Origin of the sequence: Arthrobacter sp. MSA 4-2, assembly GCF_016405885.1 — a bacterium.
Lineage (GTDB): Bacteria > Actinomycetota > Actinomycetes > Actinomycetales > Micrococcaceae > Arthrobacter_D.
In genome coordinates this window covers 111033-128402 of sequence record NZ_JAEKGC010000009.1, presented here as the reverse complement: position 1 = coordinate 128402, position 17370 = coordinate 111033, and the positions used below count along the sequence as shown (strand labels likewise).

Here is a 17370-nt window from a genome sequence, read left to right as displayed (position 1 = left end):
TTCGCGGCGGCGGCTCTCGGCCGCACTTTCCTCTGGCAACCACAACTTAAATCCGCCCACTGGGTGTGTCAACGATTGTGCCTACCCTAAATGAAATAAAGGTAGGGGCGGCTCGAACGGTTGTCCCTGCCACCCTGCGCGGAAATGTTGCTTTGGGTAGGGGTGGCTCCGAGCCTCGAACACGCCAACGGCTTCTCCAGCGGGCGCTTCGAGAGATGACGCCTGCCACGGCCACTTAGCGCCCAGGAAGTCCTTGCTCCAACGCTTCAAGCGCACAAGGAAGGGCGAACACTGAGCTGATAAAGCTGAGGCTGATATCCAAATCGGCCCGAACTGCGTTCTTCTCAAGGCCCCATACCCGCGTGCCGTTGCGGCGGATCCACCACAGCGAAAGGTTGACCCACCGTTCGAAGTCCTTTGAGACAGCAGACCTGGAATCAGCCTGGGAACCGAGGGAGCTTGGACTGATGGTATCCGGACGTTGTTTCGCAGGCTGCCATAACAGGACAGGTGAGGCATTCGAATCGACTAACGCTTCATGCGGGGAAGGAGACAATCGTTCCCAGTTGATTCTGTTGAACATGCTGGCTCTCGATGCTCCCTGCGAAGCGGCGTCACCGAGCCTTACTGGCACCGGTGAACCAAGGTTCTGGTGCACGATCATGACCTGAGGTTTCCATGCTGGTCTTGAGGTGTCCCGTAGGCCGATCCCTGAGTCGGCACTCTGCGGGCGGTGTCATCGCGGCAGGGGAGTGCTTCTCAAAGAGTCTTGCGGGACCTGACTCAGCCTCAAAGATTTAGTGAAGTGGATGGCGGCTATTGCGGCGACGGGGAGGAACACCATCCAGCCGAGCACTGGTACCGGCGCCTCGAAGGGCGGCATCCCTGTGAGGAGGCTCACCGCGGCCAAAGGGCCCAGCACAGCGCCGAGAACAGCGGCAGGGATTTGCAGCCCGGGCATTTTGGCTTCAGCTAGCCTGTGCAGTCCAAGGGCCGGTGCTGCCGCCGAGGCGGCGGCCGGGAGGCCGGCCAGGAATGCCATTCCGGCGTTCCCCAGGACGGTCATAGGGTGCGGAAGCCCTGAGATAAAGGATCCCATGATGTGCAGGGCGAGGCTGGCTGCAACCCCGCCTGCCCCTCCGAAGACGACCATCCTGAAAAAGGCGCTGGCAAGCGGTGTTGAATGTTCCCCATAAGGGGGAGCCTAGCGTCGGGTCCCACCTGACAACAGAGTCTGCGCCACCTCCTGCTCCCTCGAGAGCCGTATTCGTCTCATGGGCCGATCCCTCGGCGGGCAATCAGCGCTTTCAACGCGGCAGGAGAGTGCTTCCTGGGCGGCCGAGAACGCGCAGGCGCGGAAGGTCGCATAACAAGCCGGCGCGGACACCAGCGAGGGGCACCACCCAGGAGGGGTGGTGCCCCTCGTCCGGTTCCCCCGCTTTAGGAACGTCAGCCTCGGCCTGCGCACCTCCGCCCCAACAAGCCTTTCAAATGAGTCAAAGCGGACTCTTGAGCGCTTGCTTTAGGCCCCGTACGCTTTCGTTGTAGCTGGGGGAGCGAGTTGCCAAGCAAGGAGCCCTTCTACGCCGCCTTCGTACAGCGCACCGGCCAACGGATAGGAATGCCATGGCCCACTCTGTAAGTGTTCGACGCACGCTGATCCGGCTCGTGGTTCTGCTTGTCGCGGTTTTAGCTGCCGCCCTCGCAGTCCTCAACTTAGTCGTCGCCCCGCAGGACACCCCGCAGGCGGCTTCGGCCGGCGCCCCGGTTCCGTCCGAAGAGACAATGCCCGTTCCGAGCGCTGAGGACGCGGCAGATGACACCGCGATCTGGATACACCCCACGGACCCGTCGCAGAGCGTGGTGATCGGTACGGACAAAACAGAAACCGGAGGCGTGGGGGTCTACGACCTATCGGGGCGCCAGTTGCATTTCTACCTGCACGGCAGTATGAACAACGTCGATCTCCGGTACAACTTTCCGTTGGGCAGTGAGAGGATCGCCCTCGTCGGTGCGACGGAGAGGAATGAGGGATCGACCGGCGTTCGGTTCTATAAGGTGAACACCGCGGATCGGTCCCTGACAGAGGTAGGGCGCATCAGCACCCCAGGTAGGCCCCGCGGCTTCGGCATGTACCACTCCCCGGTCTCTGGGAAGTATTACGCCTTTGTGCATGACTTTAATACCAACGAGATAACCCAGTTCGAACTGGACGGCACCACTGGAACGGTTCGAGGGACCGCCGTGCGTTCCTTCGACAACGGCGGCAGCTCGGAAGGCATCGTGGCGGACGATGAGCTGCAGCGTGTCTATGTGGCCGAGGAGGAGGTTGGCTTGTGGCGGTACGGAGCCGAGCCGGGGCACGGTGCAATCCGGACACTCGTGGATCGCACCGAGGCAACCGGTGGACGAATAGTGGACAACATCAAAAACCCCGCCATTTATTATGGTCGGAAGGGGACCGGTTATCTGATTGTGTCGAGCCAGGGTGGATCCAACTTCGTCGTCTACAACCGCGGTGACAATGACTACGTCGGCTCCTTCGAAATCGGCGATGGAGAAAGCATCGACGGTGTGAGTGGTCAAGACGGCATTGACGTGACCAATTTCCCACTCGGGCCTTCATATCCTGCTGGACTTTTCACCAGCCAGGACCACACCAACACCGATGCGGGCAACGACAACAGTGGTAACCAGAACCACAAACTTGTCTCCTGGCAGCGAATCGCCGATTCCTTCAACCCCAAGCTGCTCGAGGACACCACTTTTGACCCGCGGCAAATAGGAGCAGAGAGCGAATGAGTCGACCCCGGTCAGCGATGGGGGCTTCCTCGTCGAAGGCCGCCGCCCGGGTCCGGCGCACTCCCGCCCCGTCTCTTGTGCATTTGCAATTCATTGCCTCTGCGCTCTGCGGTCGGACTCCCCGCCGCAGGGCACTGACGCGGCGGGTCCCGCGGAGTAGGGTGCTCCCATGGCCCGCGAAGAAACCACCCTCTCCGTCCCCGGCCCTCATGGCGCCCGCGACGTCCGTATCTCGAGTCCCAGCCGGGTGCTCTGGCCCGAGCTCGGCCTGACGAAGCTCGACCTGGCGCACTACCTCATCCGGGTGCAGGAGGCGTTCCTCGCCGCGAACGGTGACCGGCCGGTGTCCCTGCAGCGATTCTCCGGCGACATCGACGGAGAGCAGTTCTTCTCCAAGAACCCACCAAAGGGCGCACCCGACTTCATCCGCTCCGTGCCCGTGGTGTACCCCAGCGGCCGGTCACACCCCCAGCTGGTCCTCGATGAGCCAGCCGCCGTGGTGTGGGCCGCGCAGATGAACACTCTCGTATTCCATCCTTGGGCCTCGCGTGCCGGCAACCCCGACAACCCCGACCAGCTGAGGATCGACCTCGATCCCCAGCCGGGCACCGGCTTCGAGGAGGCCGTCCCGGCCGCCCTCGAACTGCGGTCGGTGCTCACGGCGGCCGGACTGACCTCCTTCGTGAAGACCTCGGGCAACCGCGGGCTCCACGTCTTCGCCCCCATCCGCCCGGACCATGAGTTCCTCGAGGTGCGGCACGCCGTCATCGCCGCCGCCCGCGAACTCGAGCGCCGCATGCCCGACAAGGTGACGACCGCGTGGTGGAAGGAGGAGCGCGGGCAGCTCGTCTTCGTCGACTACAACCAGGCCAACCGGGACCGCACCATGGCCGGGGCGTACAGTCCGCGCCCGCTGTCCCACGCCCCGGTGTCCTGCCCCCTCGCCTGGGACGAACTGGGCACGGCGGACCCCCGCAGCTTCACGATGGTGACGGTGCCGGCGCGGCTGGAGGAGCGGGGGGATCCGTGGGCGGACATGCACTCCGAACCGGGCACCATCGACACGCTGCTCGGCTGGTGGGAGCGGGACGTGGAGGCAGGCCTCGGGGAGCTTCCCTTTCCCCCGGACTATCCGAAGATGCCCGGTGAGCCCCCGCGCGTTCAGCCAAGCCGGGCGCGGGCCAAGGGATAGCGGCCTCCCGTGTATGACGCCGGGGGACCCCCGGGGTGGCGCTGGGCGGGAGGACACCCGCAGAATGGACAGTGTAGGAAAAATTTAGGAAACGTTTAGGAAAGACGCAGGATTACTCAGGACGCGGCGGGGCGAAGGAGCGCCTCCCGCGGAAGGTCGCGTTGCGGGCAGGCTGGGGTGCTGACCGGCGGAAGGGGTCCTTCCGCTGCCAAGTGGGTTTGCCGAAGTCGGGGGAGTGCAATGGCCGGAATCGATGCGATTAACGTGCTGCCGGTGGAACGGCCGCCGGAGGGAGGACGCCTGAAGGCGCGCCCTCCCGGCCCGCGCCGCCCCGCGGGCGGTGCACGGTGGTGACGGCGTCAGTGCCGGGCCCCCGCCGCGCGTCCGTCGCCCAGTCCTCCCTGCCCGGCGCGGATCAGGTGCTGAAGGATTTCCTGCCGCACACCGAGGACCTCCTCCATACCCAGGAGCGGCTCCAGGGCCTGCTCTCGGCGGTAATGTCCCTCGCGGAGAACCTCAGCCTCGAGGCGGTGCTTGACCGGGTGGTCACCTCCGCCTGCCAGCTTGTAGGGGCGCGGTACGGTGCCCTGGGGGTGATCGGGCCCGACGACGCCCTGACCCACTTCGTCACGGTCGGCATGGAGGAGGACCAGGCCCGCCGTGTCGGGGATATCCCGAAGGGCCGCGGCGTGCTGGGGCACCTGATCCGGGACCCCCGGCGGATCCGGCTGTCCGATCTCAACGAGCACCCGCAGGCCAGCGGCTTCCCGGAACACCACCCGCCCATGCGCACGTTCCTCGGCGTTCCCGTGCGGGTTCGCGGGGTGGCCTTCGGAAACCTCTACCTCACCGAGAAGGAGGGCGGGGAGCACTTCACGGCCGAGGACGAGGAGCTCGCCGTGGCGCTGGCCGCGGCCGCAGGCGTCGCCATCGAAAACGCGCGCCTGTTCGAGGACGCCACCCGGCGCCAGCGTTGGCTCGAGGCGGGCATGGACGTCAGCGAACGGCTGATGGGTAACCCCACGGCCGAAGCTGCGGGCCTCGACCTGATCGCCGAAGGCGCCCTCGAGCAGTCCGAGTCCGCGGTGGCGATGATCGCGTTCCCCGATCCGGGCGGCCGCGTGCTGCGCTGCGGCACGGCCGTCGGGGACAGCCACCTGGTGAAGGGCCACGCCATCGCCGCCGACAGCACGCCCATCGCGCACCTGCTGACCACCGGGGAATCCGTCCTCTGCCGGGCCCCTGATCTGTGGGCGGGGGCGGCGGCTGACGAACTCGGCCCCGTCCTGGTGGCGGCTCTTGGCCACAAAGGCACCCACGCGGGGATCCTGATCCTCGCCCGCCCGTTCGGAGCGCCCGGGTACGGGCAGGTCGATGTCGAAATGAACGAGGTGTACTGCTCGCGTGCGGCACTGGCCCTGGAACTGGCCCATGCCCACCTGATGCGCGAGCAGCAGATCGTCTTCTCCGACCGGGACCGCATCGCGCGGGACCTTCACGACCTGGTGATCCAGCGCATCTTCGCAGCCGGCCTGAGCGTACAGAGCCTGCGCCGCCACACCACGGACCCGGTCGCGCAGCAGCGGATCAACTCCATCACCGGCGAACTCGATGAGACGATCCGCGGACTGCGGGACACCATCTACGCGCTGGGTGACAACGGCGGGCGCGAGCGGCTCAGCTCCCGGATCGTCAGGGCGGTGCAGGACGGCACCTGGCAGGCGGGCACGACACCGGAACTGCAGATGCGCGGCCCGGTCGACGGCATCCCGGAACCGGTGGCCGGTCACCTGCTGGCTGTGCTCTCGGAGGGCCTCTCGAATGCTCTTCGGCACTCCGGGGCGCTCCACATCACCATCACCGTCTCGGTGCGGGGCGGGCAGGTGAAGCTGCTGATCGAGGACGACGGGAAGGGCTTCCGCAACCCCGGCCGCACCAGCGGCCTCTCCAATATGCAGCACCGTGCGGCGGCGGTCGGGGGAACATTTGTCCCCGTGAGCGCCCCGGGGCATGGAACGAGGCTCTCGTGGACGGTACCCCTTCCGCGGTAAGGAACGGCGTGGGACGAAAGCCCCTGTGCAGGAGCCCGAAGTTGAGCTTTACTTGTGGCGACGGCGCAGCACCTCCAACGGATCGGAGCATTCAATGAGCCTTGAGGAAACCTGGGACAAGCTGGACCAGCCCACGCGCCGATGGATCACGACGAACCGCGGATGCAGGGTGCTTCCGCGGACGGTGGCCGGAGCTGTGCGCCGCGCCGCAGGCCACCCGGAGATCGACACCCAGCACGGCCAGATGGAGCTGACGCCCGAGGATCTGCGCTTCATCGCGCGGAAGTCCGATGAGGCCGCCGGGCAGCAGTTGGCGGCGCCGCTGAATCCGCCGCTCCCTCAGGGGTAGGGAGGGCCGGCCGATGCAGCACAGAGCAGCCCCCTTGGACATCGACATCCGCCCGCTTCCGGCGAAACGTGCTGTGGTGGAGGGCGAGAGCTTCGCCGTCGACATCGAAGCCGTCGCCGAACGTGACGTGGTGGCCGATCAGGTGGTCCTCGAGGTGGTCCAGGTGATCGACTACGGGTACGGCCGCACCAACCTCCACGGCGTGATCTACACCGCCCGGGACCGCTCCACGAACGTCATCTCGCAGCAGCCCCTGCCGCCGGCCGGCAGGGTGATGGCGGGCGAGACCTACCGGACCCGCGCCGTCGTCACCGTTCCGGCGCTGAACCTTCCCTCCGTGCGGGGAGAGCTGATCAGCATCTCCTGGATTCTTCGGGTGCGTATGTCCGCCCGGAACGACCAGGAATCCGTGGGCGAGGGCATGTTTACCGTCCAGTCGGCCGCACCGGGCTGCAGCTCCGATGCCGTCCAGGATCCGGAGACCACCGTCCAGTGGACCGCGTCCATTGAACTGGTCGAGCTGTCCGCGCGTGTCCTGACCAACGGGACCCCGGTCACCGGGCGGGTGCGGGTGGCGCCGCACCACGGAACGCTGCGTTCGGTTCGGATGGAGCTGGTGATGCTTGAATCGGTCGCCTATGGGCCCACGCCCGCGGGCCAGGCCGGTGACCGCCCGCAGAAGCACCCCCGGCACACCGAAAACACGATTACCGCGACCACCCTGACTGAGGGGATGCCCTCCGCCGGAGCGGAAGTCGTGCTCCCGTTCGAGGTCGCGCCTCCGCGGTTCCTGCCCTCGCCTTCACTGGATACCGGGAAGTTCCGGGTGCGCTGGCAGCTGCGGATCACCGCCGATGTGCCGCACCGTCCCGATCCGCAGCTGCGGATCGGCCTGGTCGCGGTCACGGCGCCCCTGGCGGCGCATTCGTCGTAGCCCTGCCCAGCAGGTACCGGCGCCACGGGCGCTCTGCGCCACCGACCGAAAGGATCCACAATGAGGCGAAGCGCCCGGGGCCGTGCGGCCCGCAAAAAGTCGTGGAAGGACCTCGACCGTGACCAGCGCAGGGCCGTGATGGTGCTGGGAACAGTGCAGGCGACCCTGATGGCCGCCGCGCTCGCCGACCTCGCCCGGCGGCCTGCGGCCGCGGTCCGGGGCCGCCGCGCCGCGTGGGCCGCAGCGTGTTTCCTCAACTTCGCCGGGCCGATCGCCTACTTCCTCTTCGGGCGCCGCCATCCGGCCGCCCCGCGTTGAGTAGACTTGCCGAATGCAAGACGATAAGCCAGCGCGCGCCGCGGTGGTCATTGAAGATGACGACGACGTCCGCGACCTCCTGCACGCAGTGCTCACGGGGTTCGGATTCACCGTGCACACCGCCCCCGCAGGTCAGGCAGGTGTCGAAATGGTGCGCCAGATCGCCCCGCAGGTAGTGACCCTCGACGTCGGCCTGCCCGACATCGACGGATTCGAGGTGGCACGGCGGATCCGCCGGTTCTCCTCCACCCTGATCGTCATGCTCACCGCCCGCTCCGACCCACGCGATGAGGCCCGCGGGTCGGAGGCCGGGGCCGACGAATACCTCACCAAGCCCTTCCGCCCCGCCGAACTGCGCCGCCGCATCGAGGACGGGCTGAACAAGCGCAGCGTTCCGATCCCCTCCTAGGCGGCACCCGTCCCGGCACTGCTCAGTGGCTGCGGACACCCCGCCGCGAGATCAGCCGCGGGGCGATCCACCGGTCCGCCGCGACGCCCGTGACGAGGGAATACACCGCCTTGTGCAGGTAGTCCACCGTCTTCTCCCCGACCGGCCAGAGCGACGGCGGCGCACCGGCGCCCGTCGCGTTCTCCAGGGTCTGGTCGAAGGCGAGGCGCACCACGGTGTGGGTGGCATTGGCGGCCCCTCCGCGGATGCCGGTCATCGCCCAGACGCCCCGCAGCGCCCCGAGCGCCGCCCCCGTTCCCCAGTGCATCGCGGAGTTGGCCGCGGCGGGCCGAGCCCGGTCCGACACCGGCCGACCGAGCAGTGTGCTCAGCGTGCGTCCCGGCACATATGAGTCCGGCCGTCCGGTCAGCGCCTGTTCGACCTTCTCGCCGAGGGTCATGGCGGCGGCGCCCACGAGGCCCGCGCAGGCTCCCTGCACCGCGGACCCCAGGATCAGGGTCAGCCGCACCCCGGTCGAGTTACGTACCCGCCTTTTGCGCCGTTTCATCTCCGCACTCCTGTCCCGTCCGCAGGGCCGACGGCGGATCCCCGCCCCGGCCGGGTGTCATTGGTTGTCGTTGTCCTCGCCGCGGGCGTCGTCGCCCTGGTCGGTATCGATGCCGTTGTTGTCGTCGTACTGCGGGGTCTCCTCCGGTGAGGATCCTCCACCGTCCTGGTTCCCGGAGTCATCACAGCCTACGAGGAGCATCGCGCTGAGGGCGAGGACGAGCGGGTATTTTTTGCAGGCATCGGCTGCCACCGTTCTCACTTCTTTCCGTTCTGGACCACCTGCCTGTGCTTGAACCGTAGGACGGCCGGTCGGGGCAAGGGAAAGATTTTAACGGACTGCCGCGGCAGCAGAGAGCGCTGGCAGGGCGCGGCTCCCCATGTGAGCGCCCTACCGGGCGTCGCGGATGAGATTGGTGATCCGCGCCGTGGAGAGCCTCCGGCCCTCCTCGTCGGTCATTACCACTTCGTGCGTGGTCAACGTGCGCCCAAGGTGGATTGCGGTGGCCGTCCCCGTGACCGTCCCGGCGGCGATGCTGCGGTGATGGGTGGCGCTGATCTCGATCCCCAGGGCGTGCCGTCCCGGGCCGGCATGGATTCCGGCGGCGAAGGACCCAAGGGTCTCGGCCAGCACCAGGTGCGCGCCGCCGTGGAGGATCCCGGCCACCTGCTCGTTGCCCGCGACCGGCATCGAAGCCACCATGCGTTCGGCGCTCATCTCGGAGAAGGTGATGCCCATCTTCACAGTCAGGCGCCCGATCCCGTGCCGGCCCAGCCAGTCGTGCATCTCCGGGGGGACCCCCGCGGCGGTGAGTTCCTCGGCATACGGGCTGGCTGCGGAGCGGCCCGCGGGCGGCTGAATGAAATTGTCGACCATGGGAACTAGGCTGGCACCTGTGAGTGAAACAACCAAACCTGGAACCACCCTGCCCGCCCCGAGAACAGCGACGGGACAGCGCAACCGCCTCCTGGTCATTGATGGACACTCAATGGCGTTCCGGGCGTTCTACGCCCTGCCCCCCGAAAACTTCTCCACCGACACCGGCCAGCACACCAACGCCGTGTACGGGTTCACCGCAATGCTGATCAACCTCATCAAGGACCAGAAGCCCACCCATGTGGCCGTCGCATTCGACCTCGACACCCCGACGTTCCGGTCCGAGGAATACACCGAGTACAAGGCGGGCCGCTCCCGGACGCCCGAGGAGTTCCATGGGCAGGTCGACCTGATCATCAAGGTGATGGAGGCCATGCGCATCCCCACCATCTCCATGGACGGCTACGAGGCCGACGACATCCTGGCCACGCTCTCCACCAAGGCAGCGGCCGAGGACTGGGACGTCCAGGTGGTCAGCGGGGACCGCGACGCCTTCCAGCTGGTCAACGACCGCGTGACCGTCCTGTACCCGAAGCAGGGCGTCACCAACATCCCCCAGATGGACGCCCAGGCCATCGAGGAGAAGTACTTCGTGCCGCCGCACCAGTACTCCGATCTCGCCGCCCTCGTGGGAGAGAGCGCCGACAACCTGCCCGGCGTGCCCGGGGTCGGACCCAAGACGGCCGCCAAGTGGATTAAGCTCTACGGCGGGCTCGAGGGGATCCTCGAGAACCTCGACTCCATCGGCGGCAAGGTCGGAGACGCGCTCCGGGCCCACGCCGACGACGTCCGCCGCAACCGCCGGCTGAACCGGCTGCTGACCGATCTCGACCTGCCCGTGGACCTCGACGCGATGGTCTCCCAGCACCCCGACCGCTCGGCCGTCGAGGACCTTTTCGACTCGCTGCAGTTCAACACCCTGCGCAAGCGGCTGTTCGACCTGTTCGGCGAGGAGGAGGCCGAGGAGACCGGCGACGAAATGACCCCGCCGCCGCACGTCGTCCTCACCGACGCCGCGCCCCTGACCGCGTGGCTGACGTCCACCAACCAGGCCCTCGCGGCGGTCCACCTCGCCACCGAGGCCACCGCCGGGGGCACCGATGTCACCGGGATCGCCATCGTCACCTCCACCGCGGCCGCCTACGTGCCGCTCGAGGGGCTCGACGCCGAGGCGGAGCAGGTCCTCGCGCACTGGCTGGCCGACCTCGACGCGCCCAAGGTGGTCCACGACTTCAAGGAGGCCTACAAGCTGCTCGCACCGCGCGGGCTGCACCTGGCGGGCGAGGTGGACGACACGGCCATCTCGGGCTACCTGATCCAGCCGGACCGCCGCAGCTACGACCTGGCCGACCTGAGCCAGTACCACCTGCGCCTGACCCTCGGCACGGCACCGGGCAACGCCTCCGGCCAGCTCGCCCTCGAACTCGGGGAGAAGGACGTCGCCGGTCCCGCAGTGATGCGCGCCTTTGCGGCCCTGCAGCTCAGCGAGCACTTCGCCGGCCAGCTCGTCGAAAAGGGCGCCAAACAGCTCCTCGGTGAGCTGGAGCTGCCCCTGTCCGAGGTTCTGGCCGAGATGGAGCTCACCGGCGTCGCCGTCTCCGTCGAACGCCTCGACCGGCTCCTCGACGACTTCTCCAAAACCATCAGCACCGCCGGGGCCGAGGCGTTCCGCATCATCGGCAAGGAGATCAACCTCGGTTCGCCCAAACAGCTGCAGACGGTGCTGTTCGAGGAACTCGGGCTGCCGAAGACCAAGAAGATCAAGACCGGATACTCCACCGACGCCGACGCCCTCACCGACCTGATCGTCAAGACCGGCCACCCGTTCCTCGAGCAGCTCCTGGCCTACCGCGACGCCACCAAGCTCCGGCAGACCGTCGAGGGCCTGCGCAAGTCCGTCGCCGAGGACGGGCGCATCCACACCACCTACGCCCAGACGGTCGCCGCGACGGGCCGGCTGTCCTCGATCAACCCGAACCTGCAGAACATCCCGGTGCGCTCGGACGAGGGCCGGCGGATCCGCGAGGTGTTCGTGGTCGGGAAGGGCACCGACGGCACCCGCTACGAGACGCTGATGACCGCCGACTACTCCCAGATCGAAATGCGCATCATGGCCCACCTCTCCGGGGACGAGGGCCTGATCTCCGCGTTCCGCGAGGGGGAGGACCTTCACCGGTTCGTCGGTTCGCACATCTTCGGGGTCGCCCCCGAGGAGGTCACCAGCGCCATGCGCTCCAAGGTCAAGGCGATGTCCTACGGCCTGGTGTACGGGCTGAGTTCCTTCGGGCTCTCCAAGCAGCTGGCCATCTCCGTCGACGAGGCGCGCACCCTGATGCGCGATTACTTCGAGCGGTTCGGCGCGGTGCGCGACTACCTGCGCGGCATCGTCGAGCAGGCGCGCAAGGACGGTTACACCTCGACCATCGAGGGCCGTCGCCGCTACCTTCCCGACCTCTCCAGCGACAACCGGCAGCTCCGGGAGATGTCGGAGCGGGCGGCCCTTAACGCCCCCATCCAGGGCTCGGCGGCCGACATCATCAAGAAGGCGATGCTCGGCGTGGACAGCGCACTGAAGGCCAAGGGCCTGTCCTCGCGCATGCTGCTGCAGGTGCACGACGAACTTGTGCTCGAGATCGCCGAGGGGGAGAAGGACGTCGTGGAGGCGCTGGTCCGCGAGCAGATGGCCGGCGCGGCCGACCTGTCGGTGCCACTGGACGTCTCGGTCGGAACCGGGCTGAGCTGGCACGAGGCGGCGCACTGACGAATCCTCCCTGGCCTGTGGTACAGGGCGCGTAATCCGGCTAGGGTCTTGGAGCGTGAACACACAGACGACGACGCCGGGCACCTCCACCGAACTGCGCCTTGAGAAGTTCCAGGTCACCGCGGAGGAGGACGCCTCGCCGGGCGGACGGTTCGCCAACTGGTTCTACGCCGTGGGCGTCGGGTTCTTCGAGCCCCGCGCCGACGCCGAGGACTACCCGGCCTACGTGAGGGCCTTCACCGCCGACGGGCGCGTGCTGGTCGGGGTGCACGATGACGCACCCGGCGCGCTGTCCGTCGACGGGGCCGTGCCGGTCGCGACGTACGCCTCGATGCGCAACACCCTCAACGCCGGAGGGCCGGAGCCGCTCAAGGCCCACCTCATCACCTCCGTCACCGTGCGGCCCTCCCACCGGCGGCGCGGCCTGCTGCGCCGGATGATGACCGAGGACCTGCAGGACGCGGCGGCCGCCGGCGTGCCCGTGGCGGTGCTGACCGCCTCCGAGGCCACCATCTACGGGCGGTTCGGCTTCGGCTGCGCCACCTTCACCTCGAGCGTCACCGTGGACGTGCGGGAGCGCTTCGCCGTGCTCGGCACCCCGACGGGACGCACGGAGCTGGCCGAGCCCGCCGAGGTCCCCGCGCTCTCCGGGGAGGTCTTCGCCCGCTTCCATGCCCGCACCCGCGGCTCGGTCGGGCGCCAGTACTCCTACGCCCGCCGAGTCTCCGGCCAGTGGGGCCGGGAGCGGCCGGTCGAGGACAAGGCGGTGCGCACGGCGGTTCACTACGACGACGCAGGCAACGCGGTCGGGTACGTGGCCTACCGGTTCGAGGGGTGGTCCAAGGAGCCCTACACCGTCAGCATTCTCGACCTCGTCGCCGGGACCGAGGAGTCCTACCTCGCTCTTTGGCGGTACCTCGGGGCGCTCGACCTCATCCAGGAGATCACCTGGGACGGGGCGGCCGTGGACGATCCGCTGCCCTGGGCCCTTGCGGACCGCCGCTGCTACCGGGTCAACGGCGTCGAGGACGTCCTGTGGGTCCGCCTCCTCGACGTCGCTCGGGCCCTTGAGGGCCGGGGGTACCGCAGCAGCGGGCGGCTGGTGTTCGAGGTGGCCGACGCGCTCGGACTCGCAGGCGGCACCTACCAGCTCACCGTCACCGGCGGCCGGGGACGCGTGGAGCGGGTGGACGCCGACTCGGAGGTCGATGTGGCGATGGACATCGCGGCGCTGGGCTCGCTCTACCTGGGTGGGGTCAGCCCCGGGGCGCTTGTCGGTGCCGGGCTGGTGGAGCAGCGCACCGAAGGCGCCATCGAGCTGCTCAACGACCTGTTCCGCGACGCCGAAAACCCCTACTGCATCACGCATTTCTAGGCGCGGCACCGCCGGCGGGCCCTACCGGCCCGCTTTGACGGGGTTGGCTCCCGCCGTTAGACTAGACGGGCGCGTATTGCGCTGTGGTTCGGGCCGGCATCCGCCGTGCGAGTTCCGGCGCAATACCAATAGAACCGCTCTTTAGGTTTTATCCAATCTGTCCGCTTCCGGACATCGGATTCCCCTGGATGGCCCGGCTTTTTCGGCCGGTTTTTCCAGCGTCCGTTTTCCGGATCAAGAAAACTTCCACAACGGAGCCCCAACTACATGACCATCACCACCACCGAGAAGCAAGGTGCCCCGCAGGTCGCTATCAACGACATCGGCACCGCTGAGGATTTCCTCGCAGCAGTCGACGCGACGATTAAGTACTTCAACGACGGAGATCTCGTCGAAGGTACCGTCGTCAAGGTCGACCGCGATGAGGTCCTGCTCGACATCGGTTACAAGACCGAGGGTGTCATCCCTTCCCGTGAGCTTTCCATCAAGCACGACGTTGACCCCGGAGATGTCGTCTCCGTCGGCGATCAGGTCGAGGCCCTGGTGCTCACCAAGGAGGACAAAGAAGGCCGTCTGATCCTGTCCAAGAAGCGCGCTCAGTACGAGCGTGCTTGGGGCGACATCGAAAAGGTCAAGGAAGAAGACGGCGTCGTCACCGGTACCGTCATCGAGGTCGTCAAGGGTGGTCTTATCCTCGACATCGGCCTTCGCGGCTTCCTGCCCGCGTCGCTCGTCGAGATGCGCCGTGTGCGCGACCTGGCTCCGTACATCGGCCAGCAGATCGAAGCGAAGATCATCGAGCTCGACAAGAACCGCAACAACGTTGTGCTGTCGCGTCGCGCCTGGCTGGAGCAGACCCAGTCCGAGGTCCGCTCGACCTTCCTCAACAAGCTCGAGAAGGGCCAGGTCCGTCCGGGCGTTGTCTCCTCGATCGTCAACTTCGGTGCGTTCGTGGACCTCGGCGGCGTCGACGGTCTGGTTCACGTTTCCGAGCTGTCCTGGAAGCACATCGACCACCCGTCCGAGGTTGTCGAGGTCGGCCAGGAAGTCACCGTCGAGGTTCTCGAGGTCGATCTGGACCGCGAGCGTGTTTCGCTCTCGCTGAAGGCAACGCAGGAAGATCCCTGGCAGACCTTCGCCCGCACCCACGCGCTGGGCCAGGTTGTTCCCGGTAAGGTCACCAAGCTGGTTCCGTTCGGTGCGTTCGTCCGCGTCGAAGACGGCATCGAAGGCCTGGTCCACATCTCGGAGCTGGCTGTCCGCCACGTTGAGCTTGCAGAGCAGGTCGTTTCCGTTGGCGACGAGCTCTTTGTCAAGGTCATCGACATCGACCTCGAGCGCCGCCGCATCTCCCTCAGCCTCAAGCAGGCCAACGAGGGCGTTGACGCCGACAGCACCGAGTTCGACCCGGCTCTGTACGGTATGGCCGCCGAGTACGACGAAGAGGGCAACTACAAGTACCCCGAGGGCTTCGACCCCGAGTCGAACGAATGGCTCGAAGGCTACGAGACCCAGCGCGCCGCTTGGGAAGCTCAGTACGCCGAAGCCCAGGCCCGCTGGGAGTCCCACAAGAAGCAGGTTGTGCAGCACGCGTCCGACGACGCCGCTGCCGCGAACGAGCCCGTCGAGTCGAACGCAACGAGCTACTCTTCGGAGCCCGTCGCCGCCGAGACCGGTTCAGGCACCCTTGCTTCGGACGAGGCGCTTGCGGCTCTCCGCGAGAAGCTGACCGGAGCCTAAACCCTCCGGCTTACGCCGAACACTGAGAAGGACCCCCGCCGTTTGGCGGGGGTCCTTCTTTTTGCTCCCGGACGGCCGGTGGTGGTGTGCCCGGCCTTCATCGAGGGTGCAGTGAGAACCGGCGGACGGAGCCTGGGACGTACGAGCTGCGCCCTCGACGGGCCCCGAGGGAGCTGCGTGGGTCAGCGGCGGACGGAACAGGTGATGGTGAACCGCTGGTTGCGGTCGATCTGCCGGGTCGGGCCGACGATCCGGGACAGGGCGGGCCGGTACGCGAGGTGGCTGTTCCAGACGGTCCACAGTTCCCCGCCGGGGGCGAGCACCCGGGCGGCATCGGTGAACAGCTTCACCGCGATGCCGGCGTGAACGGTGGCGCCGATGTGAAATGGCGGGTTCAGGACGATCAGGCCCGCAGACCCCGCCGGCTGGGATGACAGGGCGTCGTCGCGCACCACGTCCACCCGGTCCCCGACGGCGTTCGCGCGCGCGGTCTCCCTGGTGGAGGCCACGGCGGAGGCCGACTGGTCCGACGCGATCACCCGCAGCCCGGGCCCGGTCAGCGCCAGGTAGGCGGCGATGGCACCGTTGCCACAGCCGAGGTCGATGGCCGAATCCGCCGCCGCCGCGGACGCGAGGTGGGGGAGGAGGAAACGGGTTCCGGGGTCCAAGGCCGCCCCGCCGAACGTCTCGCCGAACGCGCGCAGCACCAGCGGGTGGGGGAGCCCGACGTCGTGCCGCTGCGTGACAGGGAAGGCCGATTCGCCCACGGGCAGCGGTCCGGAGGCGGTGAGAACCCGGGATTTCTGCCGGGCCAGCCCTGCGGTGACGGATCCGAAGTACTTCTGAAGCACCGCGGTCATGGCCAGGCTCATGTGCTTGAGCCGCCCGCCGGCGTAGACGGTGACCGAAGGATCGGCATGGGTGGCGATGTTCCAGGCAGCCTCCTCCAGGGCGTCGAGGGAGCGTGGAAGCTGGAGCAGCACCGTGCGGGCATCCCGGAGCAGCTCGGGGCCCAGCCCGTGGCGCTCATACCGGTCGGACGCGTCCACCGCGGCGGCATTGCGGGCCAACGCCAGTTCGTGCGAGAGCGGATCCTGATAGACGCGCGGGCGGGGGACCGCGTGCAGCAGGGCCGCTCCGAGGGTGAGGGCGCCGTAACGGTCGCCGAGCAGGACGACGCCGGCTGGCTGAGCGGCGAGCCTGCGGGCCGCCGAGTCCAGGAGCAGCCGGTCGGTGGCGTCGTAGGCCTGCAGATTGGGCGCCTCGACGTCCGGACTGCGGCTCAGGCGGTCGAAGTCGAACTCAATCAAGGTCAACCCAGGTTGTGCCTGCGGGGCGGGACACCGAGGCCCCGGCGGTTGAGGCGGCAAGCCGCCGCTGGAAATCCTCATAACTGTCTGCGTCTGGTTCAAGAGCCACCTCGATGAGCGCCTCCTCGGGGGTGTAGGAGGTGCCCCGAATGATCGTGGCGGCGGCGCGCAGCTCGTTTTCGACCCGCCCGGCCTCGGCGTGCGCCACCGGCACCGTGTAGAGAGTCAGGAGCCGTCGGTGGAGCAGGGGTGCCCCGTCCAGGGCCCGGGTCACCGACTGGGAGTAGGCGCGGATCAACCCGCCCGCGCCCAGCAGGACGCCTCCGAAGTACCGCACCACGACGGCGGCGGTGTCGCTGAGGTCTGCCGCGCCGTGACGGCTGAGGGCTTCGAGCATCGGGGCGCCGGCGGTGCCGGCGGGTTCGCCGTCGTCGTGGGCCCGCTGGATGGTGCGCCCCGCTCCGATCAGGTAGGCGCTGCAGTGGTGCCTCGCCGTGGGGAATTCGGTGCGCAGCTGTGCCAGGAGACCATTCGCCTCGGCTTCGGTTCCGACCCTGCGCAGGACGGTGATGAACCGGGACCGGCGGATCTCGAGCTCGTTCCGGTGTTCGCCCCGAACCGTTGAGTATGCGGTGGGGTGCCGGTGCGGAGCGATCATTCCTGTAATCCTAGCCGGTGGGCGCCCGGCGGACTCAGGCCGGGGACG

At 67.7% G+C, this 17370-nt stretch carries 16 protein-coding genes; 10 read left to right on the top strand and 6 right to left on the bottom strand.

The genetic code is table 11. The features are described 5' to 3' along the window. Positions 1-235: 235 nt before the first annotated feature. Positions 236-664, bottom strand: coding sequence for a hypothetical protein (locus I6N91_RS11705; RefSeq protein WP_198812722.1), 429 nt, complete (start codon positions 662-664; stop codon positions 236-238). A 962-nt stretch (positions 665-1626) separates the two neighbouring features. Here I6N91_RS11705 and I6N91_RS11700 point away from each other — a divergent pair. The 7 genes from I6N91_RS11700 to I6N91_RS11670 all read left to right on the top strand — a co-directional run bounded on the left by I6N91_RS11700 (position 1627) and on the right by I6N91_RS11670 (position 8055). Continuing rightward, complete coding sequence (locus tag I6N91_RS11700; protein ID WP_198812721.1) at positions 1627-2802, top strand: phytase; 1176 nt, start codon at positions 1627-1629, stop codon at positions 2800-2802. A gap of 169 nt (positions 2803-2971) precedes the next feature. After that, on the top strand, positions 2972-3994 hold the full coding sequence (ligD, locus tag I6N91_RS11695) for a non-homologous end-joining DNA ligase (RefSeq protein ID WP_198812720.1): 1023 nt from the start codon (positions 2972-2974) through the stop codon (positions 3992-3994). 350 nt (positions 3995-4344) lie between these two features. Further along, on the top strand, positions 4345-6045 hold the full coding sequence (locus tag I6N91_RS11690) for a GAF domain-containing protein (RefSeq protein ID WP_307843337.1): 1701 nt from the start codon (positions 4345-4347) through the stop codon (positions 6043-6045). Between the two features lie 94 nt (positions 6046-6139). Further along, positions 6140-6394 carry a hypothetical protein gene (locus tag I6N91_RS11685; RefSeq protein WP_198812719.1) on the top strand — a complete coding sequence of 85 codons (255 nt, stop codon included), beginning with the start codon at positions 6140-6142 and terminating at the stop codon, positions 6392-6394. 13 nt (positions 6395-6407) lie between these two features. Then, entirely contained in the window at positions 6408-7328 is a 921-nt protein-coding gene (locus tag I6N91_RS11680; RefSeq protein WP_198812718.1) for a hypothetical protein, read from the top strand. A gap of 60 nt (positions 7329-7388) precedes the next feature. Further along, complete coding sequence (locus I6N91_RS11675; RefSeq protein ID WP_198812717.1) at positions 7389-7646, top strand: PLDc N-terminal domain-containing protein; 258 nt, start codon at positions 7389-7391, stop codon at positions 7644-7646. Between the two features lie 13 nt (positions 7647-7659). After that, positions 7660-8055, top strand: a complete 396-nt coding sequence (locus I6N91_RS11670; RefSeq protein ID WP_198812716.1) for a response regulator transcription factor — start codon at positions 7660-7662, stop codon at positions 8053-8055. Between the two features lie 22 nt (positions 8056-8077). Here I6N91_RS11670 and I6N91_RS11665 read toward each other — a convergent pair whose 3' ends face one another. The 3 genes from I6N91_RS11665 to I6N91_RS11655 form a co-directional block, all read right to left on the bottom strand. After that, on the bottom strand, positions 8078-8602 hold the full coding sequence (locus I6N91_RS11665) for a hypothetical protein (RefSeq protein WP_198812715.1): 525 nt from the start codon (positions 8600-8602) through the stop codon (positions 8078-8080). A 57-nt stretch (positions 8603-8659) separates the two neighbouring features. After that, a complete protein-coding gene (locus tag I6N91_RS11660; RefSeq protein ID WP_198812714.1) occupies positions 8660-8854 on the bottom strand; it encodes a hypothetical protein in 195 nt (64 codons plus the stop codon). 138 nt (positions 8855-8992) lie between these two features. Then, positions 8993-9478 carry a hotdog fold thioesterase gene (locus tag I6N91_RS11655; RefSeq protein ID WP_198812713.1) on the bottom strand — a complete coding sequence of 162 codons (486 nt, stop codon included), beginning with the start codon at positions 9476-9478 and terminating at the stop codon, positions 8993-8995. Here I6N91_RS11655 and polA point away from each other — a divergent pair. The 3 genes from polA (at position 9477) to rpsA (ending at position 15354) form a co-directional block, all read left to right on the top strand. After that, positions 9477-12239, top strand: a complete 2763-nt coding sequence (polA, locus tag I6N91_RS11650) for a DNA polymerase I (protein WP_198812712.1) — start codon at positions 9477-9479, stop codon at positions 12237-12239. The two genes, I6N91_RS11655 and polA, sit on opposite strands and share 2 nt — an antisense overlap. 55 nt (positions 12240-12294) lie before the next feature. Further along, a complete protein-coding gene (locus I6N91_RS11645; protein ID WP_198812711.1) occupies positions 12295-13614 on the top strand; it encodes a GNAT family N-acetyltransferase in 1320 nt (439 codons plus the stop codon). A gap of 267 nt (positions 13615-13881) precedes the next feature. Beyond that, positions 13882-15354, top strand: a complete 1473-nt coding sequence (gene rpsA, locus I6N91_RS11640; RefSeq protein ID WP_120168329.1) for a 30S ribosomal protein S1 — start codon at positions 13882-13884, stop codon at positions 15352-15354. Between the two features lie 182 nt (positions 15355-15536). On the opposite strand, the gene I6N91_RS11635 is transcribed toward rpsA, so the two are convergent. Together I6N91_RS11635 and I6N91_RS11630 are read right to left on the bottom strand one after the other, a co-directional pair. Continuing rightward, the gene (locus I6N91_RS11635) at positions 15537-16664 is read right to left on the bottom strand and encodes a methyltransferase (RefSeq protein WP_233091795.1); all 1128 of its coding nucleotides are present in this window, start codon (positions 16662-16664) and stop codon (positions 15537-15539) included. After that, positions 16657-17322, bottom strand: a complete 666-nt coding sequence (locus I6N91_RS11630) for a YigZ family protein (protein WP_198812709.1) — start codon at positions 17320-17322, stop codon at positions 16657-16659. Before I6N91_RS11630 ends, I6N91_RS11635 begins: the two co-directional genes overlap by 8 nt. Between the last annotated feature and the right edge of the window lie 48 nt (positions 17323-17370).

What these genes read in the sequence shown, in the direction of transcription:
- I6N91_RS11700 (WP_198812721.1), top strand. Translation starts at nt 1,627, where the DNA reads ATGGCCCACTCTGTAAGTGTTCGACGCACGCTGATCCGGCTCGTGGTT.
- I6N91_RS11685 (WP_198812719.1), top strand. Translation starts at nt 6,140, where the DNA reads ATGAGCCTTGAGGAAACCTGGGACAAGCTGGACCAGCCCACGCGCCGA.
- I6N91_RS11680 (WP_198812718.1), top strand. Translation starts at nt 6,408, where the DNA reads ATGCAGCACAGAGCAGCCCCCTTGGACATCGACATCCGCCCGCTTCCG.
- ligD (WP_198812720.1), top strand. Translation starts at nt 2,972, where the DNA reads ATGGCCCGCGAAGAAACCACCCTCTCCGTCCCCGGCCCTCATGGCGCC.
- I6N91_RS11675 (WP_198812717.1), top strand. Translation starts at nt 7,389, where the DNA reads ATGAGGCGAAGCGCCCGGGGCCGTGCGGCCCGCAAAAAGTCGTGGAAG.
- rpsA (WP_120168329.1), top strand. Translation starts at nt 13,882, where the DNA reads ATGACCATCACCACCACCGAGAAGCAAGGTGCCCCGCAGGTCGCTATC.
- I6N91_RS11655 (WP_198812713.1), bottom strand. Translation starts at nt 9,478, where the DNA reads ATGGTCGACAATTTCATTCAGCCGCCCGCGGGCCGCTCCGCAGCCAGC.
- I6N91_RS11705 (WP_198812722.1), bottom strand. Translation starts at nt 664, where the DNA reads ATGATCGTGCACCAGAACCTTGGTTCACCGGTGCCAGTAAGGCTCGGT.
- I6N91_RS11630 (WP_198812709.1), bottom strand. Translation starts at nt 17,322, where the DNA reads ATGATCGCTCCGCACCGGCACCCCACCGCATACTCAACGGTTCGGGGC.
- I6N91_RS11670 (WP_198812716.1), top strand. Translation starts at nt 7,660, where the DNA reads ATGCAAGACGATAAGCCAGCGCGCGCCGCGGTGGTCATTGAAGATGAC.
- polA (WP_198812712.1), top strand. Translation starts at nt 9,477, where the DNA reads ATGGGAACTAGGCTGGCACCTGTGAGTGAAACAACCAAACCTGGAACC.
- I6N91_RS11665 (WP_198812715.1), bottom strand. Translation starts at nt 8,602, where the DNA reads ATGAAACGGCGCAAAAGGCGGGTACGTAACTCGACCGGGGTGCGGCTG.